The organism is Paenibacillus qinlingensis (genome assembly GCF_031455095.1).
Lineage (GTDB): Bacteria > Bacillota > Bacilli > Paenibacillales > NBRC-103111 > Paenibacillus_E > Paenibacillus_E qinlingensis_A.
The window spans coordinates 333,321-350,388 of sequence record NZ_JAVDSB010000004.1; the positions used below are offsets into that span (position 1 = coordinate 333,321).

Annotated in this window: 14 protein-coding genes; 4 read left to right on the forward strand and 10 right to left on the reverse strand. The window is 45.5% G+C overall.

Going from position 1 to position 17,068, the window contains the following annotated elements; all coding sequences use genetic code 11:
* The first annotated feature begins 36 nt into the window (after window positions 1-36).
* A complete protein-coding gene (locus tag J2736_RS14810) occupies window positions 37-1,074 on the forward strand; it encodes a FecCD family ABC transporter permease (RefSeq protein WP_310499372.1) in 1,038 nt (345 codons plus the stop codon).
* Window positions 1,074-2,129 carry a FecCD family ABC transporter permease gene (locus J2736_RS14815; RefSeq protein WP_310499373.1) on the forward strand — a complete coding sequence of 352 codons (1,056 nt, stop codon included), beginning with the start codon at window positions 1,074-1,076 and terminating at the stop codon, window positions 2,127-2,129. The genes J2736_RS14810 and J2736_RS14815 overlap by 1 nt, the downstream gene beginning before the upstream one ends.
* A 139-nt stretch (window positions 2,130-2,268) precedes the next feature.
* On the opposite strand, the gene J2736_RS14820 is transcribed toward J2736_RS14815, so the two are convergent.
* The 9 genes from J2736_RS14820 to J2736_RS14860 all read right to left on the reverse strand — a co-directional run bounded on the left by J2736_RS14820 (window position 2,269) and on the right by J2736_RS14860 (window position 12,989).
* On the reverse strand, window positions 2,269-3,003 hold the full coding sequence (locus tag J2736_RS14820; RefSeq protein WP_310499374.1) for a YheC/YheD family protein: 735 nt from the start codon (window positions 3,001-3,003) through the stop codon (window positions 2,269-2,271).
* Between the two features lie 32 nt (window positions 3,004-3,035).
* Window positions 3,036-3,956, reverse strand: coding sequence for a CapA family protein (locus tag J2736_RS14825; RefSeq protein ID WP_310499564.1), 921 nt, complete (start codon window positions 3,954-3,956; stop codon window positions 3,036-3,038).
* Between the two features lie 218 nt (window positions 3,957-4,174).
* A complete protein-coding gene (locus tag J2736_RS14830; RefSeq protein WP_310499375.1) occupies window positions 4,175-4,735 on the reverse strand; it encodes a GNAT family N-acetyltransferase in 561 nt (186 codons plus the stop codon).
* 74 nt (window positions 4,736-4,809) lie between these two features.
* Window positions 4,810-5,730, reverse strand: coding sequence for an oxidoreductase (locus J2736_RS14835; protein WP_397340827.1), 921 nt, complete (start codon window positions 5,728-5,730; stop codon window positions 4,810-4,812).
* A gap of 90 nt (window positions 5,731-5,820) precedes the next feature.
* A complete protein-coding gene (locus tag J2736_RS14840) occupies window positions 5,821-7,176 on the reverse strand; it encodes a sulfatase-like hydrolase/transferase (protein ID WP_310499377.1) in 1,356 nt (451 codons plus the stop codon).
* A gap of 26 nt (window positions 7,177-7,202) precedes the next feature.
* Complete coding sequence (locus J2736_RS14845; protein WP_310499378.1) at window positions 7,203-8,753, reverse strand: extracellular solute-binding protein; 1,551 nt, start codon at window positions 8,751-8,753, stop codon at window positions 7,203-7,205.
* Window positions 8,754-8,780: 27 nt separating this feature from the next.
* Window positions 8,781-9,641 (reverse strand): carbohydrate ABC transporter permease, encoded by an 861-nt coding sequence (locus tag J2736_RS14850; RefSeq protein WP_310499379.1) that lies wholly within the window; start codon window positions 9,639-9,641, stop codon window positions 8,781-8,783.
* 14 nt (window positions 9,642-9,655) lie between these two features.
* The gene (locus J2736_RS14855; RefSeq protein ID WP_310499380.1) at window positions 9,656-10,606 is read right to left on the reverse strand and encodes an ABC transporter permease; all 951 of its coding nucleotides are present in this window, start codon (window positions 10,604-10,606) and stop codon (window positions 9,656-9,658) included.
* A gap of 160 nt (window positions 10,607-10,766) precedes the next feature.
* Window positions 10,767-12,989, reverse strand: coding sequence for an AraC family transcriptional regulator (locus J2736_RS14860; RefSeq protein ID WP_310499381.1), 2,223 nt, complete (start codon window positions 12,987-12,989; stop codon window positions 10,767-10,769).
* A 216-nt stretch (window positions 12,990-13,205) separates the two neighbouring features.
* Between J2736_RS14860 and J2736_RS14865 the strand changes: the two genes are divergently transcribed.
* Together J2736_RS14865 and J2736_RS14870 are read left to right on the forward strand one after the other, a co-directional pair.
* Window positions 13,206-13,412 carry a helix-turn-helix transcriptional regulator gene (locus J2736_RS14865; protein WP_310499382.1) on the forward strand — a complete coding sequence of 69 codons (207 nt, stop codon included), beginning with the start codon at window positions 13,206-13,208 and terminating at the stop codon, window positions 13,410-13,412.
* On the forward strand, window positions 13,409-13,840 hold the full coding sequence (locus J2736_RS14870) for a hypothetical protein (RefSeq protein ID WP_310499383.1): 432 nt from the start codon (window positions 13,409-13,411) through the stop codon (window positions 13,838-13,840). Before J2736_RS14865 ends, J2736_RS14870 begins: the two co-directional genes overlap by 4 nt.
* Before the next feature lie 91 nt (window positions 13,841-13,931).
* On the opposite strand, the gene ileS is transcribed toward J2736_RS14870, so the two are convergent.
* Window positions 13,932-17,012 (reverse strand): isoleucine--tRNA ligase, encoded by a 3,081-nt coding sequence (ileS, locus tag J2736_RS14875; RefSeq protein WP_310499384.1) that lies wholly within the window; start codon window positions 17,010-17,012, stop codon window positions 13,932-13,934.
* Window positions 17,013-17,068: the final 56 nt, after the last annotated feature.

Here is a 17,068-nt window from a genome sequence, read left to right on the forward strand (position 1 = left end):
TCTTATGTTATTTTCTATAGAATGAGGGCGTTCCGTATGGTTTCTAAATCCGCTGCTACATCTTCCGTCATTCATAATAAAAACGGAATGACAGCTTACCTTATTATGCTTGGCGGGAGTATCGCCCTGCTAATTTTAATGGCATTTTCTGTTACACAGGGAGCCAAAAATATTCCGCTTTCAACTTTCTGGGAAGTTATTTTCAACCTTGACCGCAACAACATGTCACACATCGTCATTATGGACCTTCGACTCTCCCGTGTGCTTGCTAGCGCTCTAGTCGGTTCTGCTTTTGCAGCTTCAGGCGCAGTCATGCAAGGCATAACGCGCAATCCTATGGCGGATTCTGGCCTTTTGGGTCTTAATGCCGGCGCTGGCTTGGCTCTGGCCGTTTGTTTCGCGTTTTTTCCGCAAATTGGATACAGTAATATCATTGTTTTTTCCTTTATCGGTGCAACAATCGCCTACTTAATGGTCAACGGAATCGCCATGTTTCGCCGTAGTACTGCAACGCCCATGCGTATCGTGCTGGCAGGCGCAGCTGTCGGTGCTTTGTTTATCGCGCTAAGCCAGGGTATTGCGCTTTATAACAAAGTTGCGCAAAATATCATGTTTTGGATGGCGGGCGGTGTTGCTGGTGTCACGTGGGAACAGATTATTCTCATGTCTCCCTGGATATGCATAGCATTAATTAGTGCTATTGTCCTTGCTCGGTATATTACGATCCTCAATATGGGAGAAGATGTAGCAAAGGGCTTGGGCTTAAATACGAAGCTTATCAACCTGCTATGCTCACTGACTGTGCTGGTTCTAGCAGGAGCTTCGGTATCCGCAGTAGGCGCCGTAGGTTTCGTTGGATTGGTTGTACCACACGTAACAAGATTTCTGGTAGGCGTTGATTACCGCTCGATTATACCTGTCTCGGCTATATTAGGAGCAATCCTGATGGTGAGCGCGGATTTGGGTGCGCGTATGTTAAACCCACCGTTTGAAACACCTGTTGGTGTGTTGACTGCGTTGGTTGGCATTCCTTTCTTCCTTTATTTATCGCGCAGGCAAAGGAGAGCCGTGTAATGAGTGAACTGATCAAGAAGCATGAAGCGTACAAGAAAAAGGTGGCGTTTCGAAATACAACGATCGTTCTCATCTTTGTGAGCGCACTTATCGTTTCCTTTATTGTTAGTATGAATACGGGTCACACAAAGCTCTCTGCACTTGATACCCTGCGCACTTTATTCGGGGGAGGAACAGAGAAGGAAAATGTCATCTTATTTGATTTCCGGTTGCCTCGAATAACCTTATCCATACTTGTAGGTGCTGGGCTCGCTTTATCTGGATGTACAGTTCAGGGGGTAACCAAAAACGCGTTGGCAGATCCTGGACTGCTTGGTATATCCGCAGGCGCAGGGCTTATGGTCATTCTATTTACCATGTTTGTTGGCACGGCATCCTTCTTGTCTGTATTTACGCTGCCTTTTCTAGCCTTACTCGGTGCCGGGTTAACGGCTATTTTAATAGTTGTCCTTGCTTACAAGAAAACAGATGGCATTGCGCCTATGCGATTGATATTAACAGGAGTTGCTATGCAGGCTGGAATCTCTGCCCTAACCACCGTTCTTGTCATCAAGCTAGACGAGGAACAGTTCGACTTTGTAGCCGTGTGGCGAGCAGGCAGTATATGGGGGGGAGATTGGCGATTTGTGCTAGCCCTGCTCCCGTGGCTTCTCATCTTGATCCCCTACATCATTTACAATTCGAGAAAATTAGATGTACTGAGCATGAGTGATGACACCGCAGTCAGCTTAGGTGTTTCGGTTGTGAAACAGCACAGGAATATGTTATTCGTTTCTGTTGCTTTAGCAGCGTCCTGTGTGTCTGTCAGCGGGAGTATAAGCTTCGTGGGGCTGATTGCGCCACACCTCGCTAGACGTTTGGTAGGCTCCAGACATATTATCCTGATACCCGTGTGTGCGCTGGTAGGGGCATTGCTAGTATCCGTTGCGGATACTTTATCCAGGGTTATTCTACCGCCTGCCGGTCTCCCCACAGGGATCATAGTTGCCATTATCGGGGCACCCTATTTTCTATATCTCTTAGCTACTGATAATCAGCGTACGCGCAGGGGGTGACCCTGGCGCGGGCGCGACCGTGCTTACGGCAATAATATTATTAATGAAAAATACTAACGCACATGCGTTAGTATTTCCTTGTTTTTTCTCAGCAAATTTGTCCCCCAATATTTGATATTCTAACATCGGAGATTATCTATTATTTCAATGTGAATCTCTCGTAAAGTAAGATTTTGCGATACATCCGCTTATCAGAAAGGGCATTAAAAATGTATTTATCTGGCCGCGTATTGACCTCTATGATCCATGGCTTCATCTCTTTATCAATGCCTATATCCACCCCATACGACCTAAAATTCGGGAAAATTCTACTCATATGTTTACTGGTCCTAACGCCTAGATCCTTAAGTAATTGAACATAGGAAACCTGCTCCTTTTTAGGTATAAAAGGGGAAAGCAGCTTCCCCGCCGGCATTGGTCTCCCCCCGCTATGGTAGTTAGTCACGATCTTATTAGGCATGGCTAATCGTCCTACGATACCGGTAACCTCCCATTTACGCGTGCGGTTTCTCTGCACCATAATACGCAAATCGAACGGAAGTCCCTGATATTGGAGTAAGGGGATGCCCTTCTGAACCAAGTAGGTTTTCTTCCCTTTTGCTTTCTGGAAAGCGACGTATGTTCCCTTAAAGGTTGAGAATGAGCGGGACCGCGTGCCGTTCTCCAACCGATATCCAGCATTAGCGCGAGACAACTTAAATATGCCATGCCCTCCGGTGCCATGACTGGGTTTAAGATAGACGACATGATATTTTCCTAACATCCGCTCCACAGTTGCTTCAGTTGCAAGGTTTGTTGGTGGTAGATTAAGTGCTAGTTGCTCATTAGTTAATAACGCCTTGTACTTGCCTAACTTGTTATTCCAATAAACCATACCTTCACCCCAATTTGTAGATACCCATTCTACTAATCCGGTACAACCCGATATACGTTTTTCTTCCCTGCATTTTGCAAAATACGGGTTGGTACTTTTGATATTTTCAACACGTCCGTTGTTCCTTTTGCATTTTTCGTTACTTTTAACATCAAGATTGTTCCTCGCAGTCTAGCAGTATGCTGGGGAAGTTCGGTCGATACGAAATTTCCCAGAGAAGATGCCGCTACCCGATTTCTAATGAGTCCGTCGATATCCTTCACCTTAAACATTCTTATCGGATGCAGTACATGGGGATGCGCTCCCAGCACGACATTAACACCTTGTTTGAACAGCAGCTGCATGAGCCTGATTTGGTTGCGGTCGGGATATGTTCGAAATTCTTTCCCGAAATGTAGGCAAGCGATGATAAAATCTGTATGACTCTTCAAACTGCGTACGTCCGCTATTATTTTTTGATGGTTTAGCCGGTTGACTAACCATGGCTCTGGCACTGAGATCCCGTTCGTGCCTTTCGTATAAGCCAATATTCCGATGTTGATTCCCTTTACATTCACAATTAGTTTCTGGCGGGCTTCCTGTGCAGAGCGATACGTTCCCGTATGTCGCAGTCCATGTCGATCGAGGACGTCTAATGTTCTTCTCAAACCGGATCGTTTCCCGTCCATGCAATGGTTATTGGCTGTGCCTACCACATCAAAGCCCAAATTCCGGAGTGTAGCAGCGAATTCATCAGGGGTATTAAACAATAGTTTTCCAGGTTCTTCGCGAAAATCGTTGCCGGAGAATGTCGTCTCCAGATTGCCTATCGTTAAGTCAGCTTTTCGCAGATAAGGTTTTACTTTGGAAAAAATAGGATCAAATCCGCCTTCGCGTGCGGCTGAGGTGATCATCTTCTTTTTCATCAACAAATCCCCGACTGCAGCGATTGTGATTGTCGTCAATCCACCCACTCCTTCCATGATTACACCTTATGCGTTAGAAAAGCGAAATGCTTGAAAGTTGGGCGCCAATGGTGCGACCAAAAGAAAAAAGCTCAAGTCAGGTTCAACTTGGCTTTCGCATTCAAATCCTTTATATGCCTCTTTCATGATTTACTCAAGAATCCTTTACTCACATTTCTAAAGGACTAGCATTTCCGTTTTACACTATCGCTTAATAAAGCATATCATCATTGTATCTTTGCAAAAATAAATGTATCCCTCCATTCACTTCCATCTGCCGATAAATCCTCGTTTTTGATAGTCCCCTCAAGTTCAAAGTGTAATCGCTCAGGTATTAACTTACTTCTAGTATTTTTCGTATCACAACGTATTTCCAACCTCCGGGCCTGCAACTGATTACATGCAAAATCACAGATAGCTTTAACGGCTTCAGTCATATACCCTTTACAACTAAAACGTGTATTTACCCAATAGCCAATTTCAAATTTCCGTACATCCCAATCAATGTTATGTAAACTTGAGGTAGCAACGAATTGTCCTGTTTCCTTCAAAAAGACAAGAAATCTTAAACTTTCACGACTTAAAAATTGGACATGTGCCTCTCTAACTGCAAGTTCCATATCATATTCGGTTAATTCATTTTGTACAAATTTTAACCAGGGTTTCAACTCATCCATCGAAGCATTAACGGCTTCAAAAACTTCTTTACCATCCCCTGGTTTTGCCATTCTAATTACTAATCGTTCCGTATGAAACTCATCTGGAAAATCAATCATAATTGGTTTCATAAATTTCCCCCTTTAGCAGCCATTAATAATAAAAAACCGCGATTACGCGGTAATTAATCTGATTCGTATTCTTCTCACCCGACAAATGTGTAATGAACCCCTGTCAGCGTCTCCGAAATCTGCCATAACTTCTCTGATACACCCTTATCAAACATCTTGTGATTGGACGTATCGATTGCCGGATATCCCTTCTTCGCCCCTCGCCCATCGGGACCAATGTATTCCCCTCCGATTAACGACGGTTCTATGGCGGCGTATAAGGTTGGAAGCGCACCCATCGCTGCTGTTTGGAACAACGCGTTCATTAATGTGGTTAAGAACTTCATGTCGCGCCCCGAACCCCGGGAAGTAATATTGGTTGCTGCAATGCCAGGATGACACGCGATGCTTATTGTGGTCATCTTGGCTGCACGAAGCCGTAGGTCAAGCTCCTTTGCGAACAACAGGTTAGCTAACTTACTCTGCCTATAAAAAGGGAATCCGCGATATCCTTTGGAACCATCCAGATTATCGAAAAATATGTGCCCTTTCAATGCAGCTAAGCTGCTAAGCGTCACCACGCGAGAGTTCGGTGTGTTGAGCAACTTGGGCAGCAGCAACCCGGTTAATGCAAAATGACCCAAATGGTTTGTACCGAACTGCAGTTCGAACCCGTCCTTTGTCTTCTCGTAGGGCGGCATCATGACGCCCGCATTATTGATCAAGATGTCCAACCTTGCATATTGCTTTTTAAAATCTACCGCAAAATTGTTAATGTCGTTAAGATCACCCAAATTAAGCTTCATTACCTTTACATTTGCCTTTGAGTGACGCCTATTCACTTGCTTGGCCGCTTCAATTCCTTTCTGTTCATTTCGAACAGCAAGAATCACTTCTGCACCTTTGCTGGCGAGTGCTGTCGCAGTTTCCAATCCAAGTCCACTGCTAGAACCCGTAATGATGATTGTTTTTCCCGATTGATCGGGTATACACGTTTCATCCCATTTATTCACCATAAGATCTCCTGCTCCCTTGATTGTTACCATGTATCATAATCATTCAAGTAAATGCATGAAAATCCTTCCAGGTTTTAATAATAAAGCCCCTTACAACTTCTTCCGCAGTTCACTCACAGCCACACGGCGTGCACCGGAATTTCGCTGCAGCGGCGCACTCTGAATGACAGGCGTGGCCTCCCCGGCCTCCTGCATCCGGCGAATCAAGCGCTCACGCAGCTCGGCCGCCACCGTGCCGAACGACTGCACGCCGACTAGATTGTGCAATTCATGCGGATCCGCTTGCAGATCGTAGAGGAATTCCTCTACGTAGACATCCGATCCTGCGTCTCGGTTCGGATTCTGCTCCGGCGCGGAGACGCTGTACTTCCAGCGCTGCGTCCGAATGGCTCGGCCAACTTGCGCTTCGCTGATTTGCACGAAGACTTCCTCCGGCCAGCCTTCCCGCTCCCCGCGCAGCAGCGGAAGCAGGGAGCGCCCTTGCATGGAAGCCGGAACCGGAATCCCTGCCGCGTCCAGCAGCGTTGATGGTAAATCCACGAGCGATACCATCTCCTGCAGTCGACCGCCTGACTTGAAGCGGCCACCTGTGAAGGCGGTCGGCACACGAATGGAACTGTCGTGGCACGACCGTTTATACTCATTGTTCCTGGTTTTGAAATGGCAGCCATGGTCCGAAGTAAACATCACAATCGTGTCGTCCTCTAACCCGAGGCTGATCAAGGCGTCGAACAAGCGGCCGAGCGCTTCGTCGAGCCTTTTGACCATGCCATAGTAGCCGCCGAGATGGGCATGTGCCGTGCCGCCCAGCGACGCCAAGTCGCCAGGCACGAAGGAGCTGCCGCTGTAGCGCCCTTCATAGCCACGTGGTGCTGGGTAATTGTCGCTGTGATTCTGATGGTGCGGCTCCAGATACGAGAGGAACAGGAAGAACGGTTCCTCCTGATGCTTGTTGATATATCGGATTGCCGCATCCGTTTGCGCATCGACCCGATAGCCCGGCAGCTTCACGGGTTCATTATCCCCGTTGTACATGACCGTATCGTAGGCATCGGAGGAGAACTCAAGCACATTAGCTCCGAGCCACTCTTGATAACCGCCGCGCTGCGCCTCTGGGACAGGCTCTTGACCAGCCAAATGCCATTTGCCGATATAGCCTGTGTGATAGCCCGCTTCACGGAAGTGATGAGCTAGCGTCAGCTCATCACTCCGCAGTGGAATGCCATTGACATAGCACCCGGTTTCCGTGGCATATTTCCCTGTTTGCAGGGAAGAACGTGCCGGGCCACACACGGGCTGACAGGTGTACGAGTTATACACATGCGTCCCTTCCATCGCCATGCGGTCAAAGTTCGGCGTAAGCCCGAGGGGATTCCCATGAACTCCCGTCGTGTCAAATCGCTGCTGATCCGTAAAAAAAACAATGACGTTCGGCTGTTTTCTCATCTTTTCCCCATCACCTTCATCTTTATTTACTTACAAGCTTTCTTCCACTCATCGTTGGCCTGCTGCTCGATCTTCTGTCCGCCTTGCTGGTAGTATTTCTGTACAAACTCATCAAACTTGTCGATAGACCACACGCCTGTCACAATCTTCACGAAGTACTCTGTCCACAGTTTCTTCTCTAAATCTGGATAATCCAGCTCGGCCGGAACTGTCTTCCAAAGCTGATTCTTAACAATATCCTTTGAAGCGATTTCCAACGCCGCCCGCACTTTATCGTCCGTCCAACGACGGTCTGTTACTTGCACAAAGCGAACAGGGTTAGAGAAACCTTTTTTGTATAAATCGGAATAACTAGATGTTTGGGCAATTAAATTTTTATTCTTGTCAAAGGTATAATCCACGTTATTCTCACCATAGGTAAGCAGATCCACGCCGCCGTTCGGGTCATCGCTGACCGACCAATCCAGCATTTGAATAAGTCTTTCTGGTTCTTGCGCCTTCGCACTTATCGCACGCAGCGCTCCTCCCGAATAAGGATTAACCTGCGGCCAGCCCAGCTTGCCGTCGGGGCCTTTCACCCGATTAATCATCGCAATATTCGCTGATGGCACCACTTTCAGCAGCGAAGTGTAATAGCCGCCGCCAGTCGCATTGACTGCAAAAGCATCGCCTTCAAAAACGCCGACCTTGGAATTCACGATCCTAGCCTCTGACTGCTTTAATTCCATGACAGGGAACTCCGGGTCAATTAGACCTTCTTTATACCATTGCTGTAGAACGGCTAAAGCTTTCTTCGCCTCAGGCGTCACAAAGCTTTTGACAATCTTTCCATCTTTCTCTGTCCAGAAGACGGGGCCGTTTAGTGCGATGCCAAAAGCGCCAAAGACCGTATTAAACAGCGAGGATTTGTTGCCGCCAAACCCATACGTATCATTTTGACCATTCTTATCCGGATCCTTGAACGTGAACGCCTTGAGAACTTCATGCAGTTCATCTAAAGTAGTCGGTTGCTTCATGCCGAGTGCATCCAGCCAGTCCTGTCTAATCAACAAGCCCGCCGTATTCGGGGAGTTGAACGACTCCTGTCTAACCCCTTGCGGAATTGCGTAAATTTTGCCATCAAATTTGACGCCGTCCCAACGCTCTTTCGGAATGTACTTCATCAAGTGCGGCGCTTTTGCCAGCAAATCATCCAACGGCTTCAATAGCCCTTGATTCACATACTGCGCAAGCTGTGTCGTATCCACACTGAAGTAATCCGGTATCTCACCAGAGGATACCAAGAGATTCAGTTTCGTTTTGTATTCATCGCCGGAAATCATGCTAATTTTGTAATCTATACCCGGTATTCCTGCCTTCTCCATCAATGAAATAATTTTCGGCTTCGCTTCTCCACCGGTGTCCGGATATTCCGGGATTCCATAATTAAAGAACATATTGAAAGTAACCGGCTTCGTGGAAACTGGGCTAGAAGATGACGCGCTTTTTCCTTGCTCATTGGAGCCGCAACCAGCAGCTACTAATCCTGCAAGACATGTGACACACAATACGGAACCCATTTTACTCATTTTTTTCATAAGAACACCCCTTTTATGATCTTCAAATTATGATTTCACAGAGCCTAACATGGTGCCCTTCATAAAGTACTTCTGCAAAAACGGATACACAGCAAGAATGGGTACGATGGAAATAATGACAGTAGCGGCAATCGCAGATTCGGCAGCAAACGTTGTAAACTGACCGGTATCTGTCGCCAATTGCTGGCCAGCAATAATTTCTTTTAATAACAACGGTAGGGTAAATAGCCTTTTATCATTCAAATAAATCAACGCTTGCATAAAATTGTTCCACAGGCCGACACACTCCCAGAGTGCTATCGTCGCGATAACCGGCTTACACAGCGGTATAATAATGGTGAAGAACGTCCGCAGCGGATTCGCTCCGTCCATGGCAGCTGACTCCTCGACCTCTTCCGGAATGGTCCTCATAAAACTTTGCATAACAATGACGTTAAAAGCAGAGATCATCCCCGGCAGCATGAGCGCCCATAGGGTATTCGTTAATCCTAAGCTTTTCACAAGTAAATAGGTAGGAATCATCCCACCGCTGAAAATCATCGTAAAAATAACCAGAAGCGTGATGACCTTAGCGCCAGGCAAGCTTCTTTTATTTAACGCATAAGCCGTTGTCGCTGTAAACAAGACATGCAGGAACGTCCCTATGACGGCCACTAGAATACTATTGCGATACGCCAGCCAAATAAAGCTCGAAGCCAGTACACTCTTATAAGCATCCAGCGTAAAGCCACGCGGAAAGAAGAACAACCCGCCTTGCATGGCGCCAGCCGCCGAGCTTAATGATATGGATATTTCATGCCATAAAGGATAAAACGTCACGATACTCAGCATAGCCAGAAACAGCACATTCCCTACTTCAAAACTGTGTTCACCCCAACTTTTACGCATTCCCATCCACCTCCTTACCACAATCCTCGTTCGCCCATACGACGTACAAGCCAGTTCGTAAACAGCAGCAAGCATAAGCCTACAACCGATTGGAAGAGCCCTGCAGCCGTAGCAAACGAGAATCTGCCCATCGTAAGCCCCACACGGTACACATACGTATCCAGCGTGTCTGCTACATTATAGACGAGCGGGTTATATAAAATGTAAATCTGATCGAAGCCGACATTCAGAATTTGTCCCGTCCGCAGAATCAGCAGCACGACAATCGTCGATGCAATGCTCGGCAGGGTCACATGACGGACCAGTTGAAAGCGATTCGCACCATCAATTCTAGCTGCTTCATACAGCTCCGGGTTCACCCCGGCAATGGCGGCTAAATAAATGACTGTTCCCCAGCCAACTTCCTTCCACATTTCCGAACCGACCAAAAAGCCCCGGAATACTTCTGGATTCATGAGTGGCGACGCGGACATGCCCAGCAGCTTCGCTACCCCCGTATCTACCGAAAATACGGAGAACAGAATACTTCCAAGCACAACCCAAGAAACAAAGTGCGGAAAATAGATAATCGTCTGCACGATGCGCTTGAATACGCCGTTGAACAGCTCATTGAGTAGAAGCGCAAGCACAATCGGTGCCGGAAAGTTAAACAGCAGCTTATAAAAGCTGATAATCAACGTATTCCGAAGCGCCACCCAAAAGTCTGGCGAGTCGAACAGAATGCGGAACCATTTTAACCCTACCCAAGGACTATCGAATACACTTCCTGCAATCTTGAAATCTTGGAAAGCGATTGCAATTCCGCCCATCGGAATGTACTTAAAGAGAAGAAAATAAATGACACCAGGCAGTAGTAAAACATAATAGTACTTGTGTTTATGGAACGACTTCCTAAAGGCGGATGATCTTGCACGAGGTCTTGCATTTACAACCGCGCCATGCGATACCTTCATGGGATGACTCATCCCATCCCCTCCTCTCGACCGTGTGTTACACATGCTGCTGTGTACGCTTTCATCGTAGTGGGGAGAGGCTATAAAAAAAATCCTCAGTTTGCAATAAACATGAGGATTTCATGATATAGGTCCTGCCAATGTTAGAAATTTAATATAACTATCTGTTTTTCTAAATGCTTTTACGGTATTCGCCGGGCGTCATGCCTTCATACTTTTTGAAAAACCGAATAAAGCTCTGCACATCATGGTAGCCAACGGCATGGCCAATTTCTTGCAAGGAATCATTTCTCGTGCTCAGGAGCTCTTTACTTTTCTTAATCCGGAATTCCGTTAAGTATTCCAACATGGATTTCCCTATTTCAGCTTTGAATGTACGGCTCAAGTGGCCGCTGCTGACCCCAATGCGCTCTGCGATCTCCGTAATGGACAGCGGGTTTGCATAATGCTCTTCCATATATGTAATCGTTTTGGCTACATAGGAATTGGTGACCTGCTTGTCCTGCAGCGTTTCCAGGAACGCAATGATTTTATGAATATGCGTGATCATAAATTGATGCAACTCATCATTATTTTGGCATTCGTTCAGCTTAAAAATATCGGCTTCCTCATGTAAACTTCCAATGTCATAGCCTTCCTTGAGCAATTCAGTCAGCACCGAACTCATGAGGACAACAATCATGCCCTGCAGCTTTTCGAGCGGATATTTCGATTTATAGATATACTGTTCAAAGAGTTCACCAATGCACTGATTCGCCTTCTCGCGGTTCATCGTTGTGACGGCGTGAATCAACTGCTTTTGCAGCGACAGCGGGTAAACAAACTTCAATTCACTTTTATGATCCTGTAAAAAGACGATGTCATTGCGGTTGATAACTGCCTTGTAGTTCAACATTCTGCGTATCTGCTCGTAAGCAAGATGCAGACGTTCAGGTGCATCCGCGTCGCTTACAATCAGTTGAAGCGATACGTTCAGTTCTCCCTGCCCTACCGCGTTCATTTCTGCGTAAGATTGATGAATAAGCTCTCGTACACCGGGGTCCATGCCTTTTTGCGGTAAATTAACGATAAAGCCCAGCTTGCTCCGTTCCAATATCGTCCCCTCCACGGGCAAATACGCCTTCAACGTTTCCAAAACCATGCTATAGATAAAAAGATTACGTTGCGGGTCCTCCGCATCCTCCGATTGCATATCATCAAACACAACGACGATGACGGCATAGTTAGCTTCCGTAAACATGAGACCAACTTGTTCCAACCGCGCTGAAATCGTTTGTTTGTCAGAAATTTTATTACGTAAAATATCCGAAATGAGGTGATCCTTCATCACCGGCTCATTTTGTTTGATCGTCGCCATCATGGAGCTGATGGCCCCACTGACGAGCATGTACTCATCGGAAGATGATTTATTCCCCCCGACGCCAGAGAGTACTTCCATCATTTTCTTCCATGGATTGTACATCTTAACCGCAAACGCATAAGCAATAACCAAGCCGATCAAGAACACGAACAAGACAATAGTAAGGAGCTTGGACAGCTTTTCAACCAGCTTTTCCTTGTAGCTGGCATAAGGAATCAAGTTGACGAGGGTCCAACTGTTTCCTTTCATCGTGGCGATATGGGCAAAATAAGTCGTATGATCCAGAACGATTTTATGCATCGTGCCTGACGATGGTGCTGCATCGCCATCCGCGATCACCTGGTGAATCGCTTCGTTCTCCACTTGCGGATGCGACGATATGACAAAACCACTTGGGTCCACGATGAAAGTGCGCTCTTCATCCCCGATGTTTAAGTTATACATCGTATTTAGAAACATCTTCTTTTGCATATTAATGACCAGAGTACCTAGCGGCTTACTCTCAGTGACGGGAATATCTTTATAGAAGGTGACATAGTCTTCCCGAACCTGATACCAAAAATGCGGCCGGCCTTCTTTGCGAATCTGGGTTAAGACTTGCTGATCGTAAAATCCATCTGCATCAAATAGCCCTTCATTTGAAGTCATAAAACGTTCATTCAAAGCACTGTAAATATACACCGAGTAAAACAAATCATTGGAGTTGATCTGACTGCGCAGCTGCTCCTTCAAACTATAGTAGTCATACATCGTAAAGGCGTTAGGATTTTTTAACATGTTGTTCATATCCGGCAAGAAGGAGAGTTGGAGGGCAAAATAATTAATCTGGTCAATTAAATTATCCAAATTTTTGGAAGTTCGCTGGATGCTAGCATTCGAAGTCTGCTCAATTTGGGAAGATAAATCTTCATTAATCGTATACGCATATACGGAAACAATCATCGAAATTGGAATGAGAACGGTAATGAAGTAGGAGAGCAGCTGTTTTCGAAATAAGGAGCGATTGAAAAACAGTTTGTTTGTAAACCCTTTCAATAATTTCCCTCCCAACATGTAGATTACAGCATATCTTAGACAACTGCCTCCCCTTTGTCAATGTTCAAAAACAAGCATGGATTCCGAATTTGTGATATCAAGATCGCCGCTATCGGATGAATTTTCACCAAAATGGAAAGCTAGCTTGACATCATTTAAGTTGCACGATATACTACAACCATGGAAAGTTAGCTTTCCGTTAGGAGGATAACCGCAGTGAAGAACCGTTTAGAAGATATCCGCAAGCAACGCGGAATTAAGCAAGAAGAATTGGCTTTGGCTCTTGAAGTGTCCAGGCAAACGATCGGTTCACTGGAAAACGGACGTTATAACCCATCGATCCTCTTAGCATTCAAAATTGCTCGTTATTTCGGCATGAGTATCGAAGACATTTTTATTTATGAGGAGGATGAAACTGTATGACAAAAACGACCTCATCTTATTTGCTTACCGTCGTAGGCTTAGCGCTACTAGCAGTTGGCCTGTACTTCATCAAAACAATGGAAGATCCACAAGGTATTTTGCGAGCGTTGCCCTATCTCTGTTTCGGGCTTGGCAGTAGTATTTTCGGTCACAGTATGGGAGAAATCCTCGTCCTACACGCTATGAGGAATAATTCCTCCGCTGCCAAGCAGCTAGAGATTGAAATGAAAGATGAGCGTAATTTGGCCATCACTCAGCGGGCAAAAGCGAAAGCATATGACATGATGGTCTTTATGTTTGGAGCCTTGCTTACTCCACTTGCCTTGATGGGTATAGATTTAATCGTGTTACTGTTATTTGTTTTTGCCTACATGTTTATCATTGGATATTGTACTTATTACCGCTATAAGTACTATAAAGAGATGTAAATACGAAAAAGCACCAAAAATCTGTATTAATCATTGAACAGTAAAAAAAAGCAGTCCTTTTTAAGGACTGCCACAAACATTTTCTTTTACACTACTCAATCAGCAAACCAAATTGATATTCCCCGAATGAAGCTTTTTCCATGTCGGCTTCTTTCGCATATTTAACACGGGATAGCAGCACATTTTCCTTCAAAACATGCTCAAAACGCAGTAACGCTGCTTTCAGCTTCTCATCTACATCGAGAATGAGATTAACATGTTTTTCGATAGGGAGTTCTAGCTTTTTACGATAGTCTTGAACGATACGTATGACTTCCCTTACGATACCTTCCTGTTCTAGCTCCTCGGTCATTATCGTATTTAACGCGACTGTCATTCGGTAACCGGTTGCTGATGCATAGCCATCATTCGCTTGTTTTTCCACAAGCAAATCATCGAGCAGGATATGCAGCTTTTCACCATCGATCGTGACATCCAGATGGCCATTGTCGATGGCCGCTTTTGTCTCCTCAATGGACAATTTCTTCAAATGATTTTGCACAGGCCCAACGAATTTGCCGTACTTTTTACCTGCAGACTTCAAGTTTAATTTGAAATGGTAGTGTACGAAGCCCGCATCACTCTGTACAACTCGGATTTCTTTGACGTTGATCTCATCTTTAATGATATCTTCGAATTGACTCAAATTGCAGTCACCATCCAATGAAATGAGCAATTCGGACAGCGGTATCCGGGTCTTGATGCCCGTTTCATTCCGGATATTGCGAGCCAATTCTACGATTTGCCGCACAGCTTCCATATCATTTTCAAGTGATAAATCACGTGCAGTCTCGTTTAACGTTGGATAATCGGTGAGATGAACACTTTCCAACCCTCCCAAATTTGCATACAAATCATCTGCGATGAGCGGTGCATACGGTGCTATCATTCGTGCAAGTGTCACTAGAACGTCACGTAACGTTTGGTACGCTGCTAGTTTATCAGCAGTTAATCCACTCCCCCAAAACCGATCCCGCGAACGCCTGATATACCAATTGCTTAGTTCATCTACAAAAGACTCCATTTGCTTCGCTGGATTTAAGAAATCATAGACCTCCAACCCTTTTACAACATGCTGCAAGGTGCTATTCAATCTCGACAGTATCCAACGGTCCAATACATGTGTAGAAGCCTGCCGCGGATGCTCTTCCGGTTTATATCCATCAATCGTCGCATACAACGCATAGAAAGCATGTGTATTATTGATCGTATCGATGACTTTGGATTTTGCTTCGGCCACGATTTGCTTGGAGAATCGTTTACTATTCCATGGTGCGCTATCAGATAACAATGCCCACCGGAAGGCATCAGCGCCATATTCGTTAATGATTTCCCAAGGATCAATACCGTTGCCCTTGCTTTTGGACATTTTTTGACCATTTTCATCCAGTACATGACCTGTTGATAAAACAGCCTTATAGGGAGCTTTCACATTATATAGGGTGGAGACGGCCAGTAAGCTGAAAAACCATCCCCTCGTTTGATCGATCCCCTCGCAGATCATATCAGCAGGATACTGTTCCTGGAATTGCGCTGTGTGTTCAAACGGCTGATGATACTGGGCAAATGGCATGGACCCGCTATCGAACCAGACATCAATCACCTCTGAAGTTCTTTCCATAACACCACCACATGAGCACCGAAGCTTTACTTTATCCACATAAGGTTTATGCAACTCAAGACTTTCCTCGATAGGATCGATTGACCGCTCACGAAGATCCTTATGGCTGTCTGGTGCATATTCCACTGAACAATCTTGGCATACCCATACATTGAGAGGAGTCCCCCAATAGCGATTCCGACTAATGTTCCAATCAACGAGATCTTCCAGAAATTTACCAAATCGACCTTCACGAAGATGCGAAGGATACCAGGTGACTTTACTATTGTTCTCGATCAACTGATCTTTGATAGCGGTCGTTTTGATGAACCAACTCTCCGTTGCATAATACAGAAGTGGTGATTTACAGCGCCAGCAGAATGGATAGCTATGCTCATAACGTTCTTTCGAAAACAATAAATGACGCTCCGACAAGTTTTTAACTATATCGATATCGCAATCCTTCACAAACCGTCCTGCAAAATCAGTGATCTCATCGGTATAACGACCTGCCGCGTTTACGACATTCACGAAATCCAATTCGTGCTGGCGAACAGTGCGATAGTCATCTTCTCCGTGAGCTGGAGCAATATGGACAATGCCAGTACCGCTAGTATCGCTGACATAGTCCGCGTCTACAACGATATGTCCTTTGCTCACACGCAAATAGCCAAATGGTGCTATATAGGAAGTGCCTACAAATTCAGAACCCTTATGCGTGGAAAGGATCTCATAGTTTTCTTTCATGACCTTTTCAACTAGATTGCTGGCTAAAATATAAACTTCACCGTTCTGCTTTACTTTGACATAATCCAGATCTTTATTTACAGCCAAAGCAACGTTAGCAGGCAGCGTCCACGGCGTTGTCGTCCACGCCAGAAAATGTTCCTGACCATTGGCACTTGTGAATTTCACCGTAGCACTCAGATCTTTAACATCTTCATAACCTTGCGCGACTTCGTGAGAGCTAAGCGTTGTCTGGCAATCGGGGCAATACGGGCTGACGCGATGTCCTTTATACAGCAGCCCTTTTCGATGAATGGTGGATAAAATATGCCATACACTCTCGATATAATCATTCGTCAGTGTAACATACGGGTTCTCCATATCCGTCCAGTAGCCGATCGCTTCGGTCATTTCACGCCACTGTTTCTCATATTCAAAAACACTACTTTTACACTTCTCCACGAATTCGGCGATACCGTAAGTCTCGATTTCTTGTTTGCCCGAAATACCTAATCTTTTCTCCACACCAAGCTCCACAGGAAGACCATGTGTATCCCAACCCGCTTTACGAACGACGCGGTAACCCGACATCGTTTTGTAACGGCCGATAAAGTCTTTGATGACACGACCAAGTACATGCCCAATATGAGGCTCCCCATTCGCAGTTGGTGGACCTTCGTAGAAGACAAAATTCGGTTTATTCTCCCGGTTTTCAATCGATTTGCGGAATGTATCGTTTCGTTTCCACTGCTCAAGAACACGAAGCTCACGGTTCCTTGCCATCTCTTTTACATCCACTTTTCTCATACTTCTCATCCTCTCTCTAGATACAACTTGATGTTCTTTTCATTGACGGCACCGTG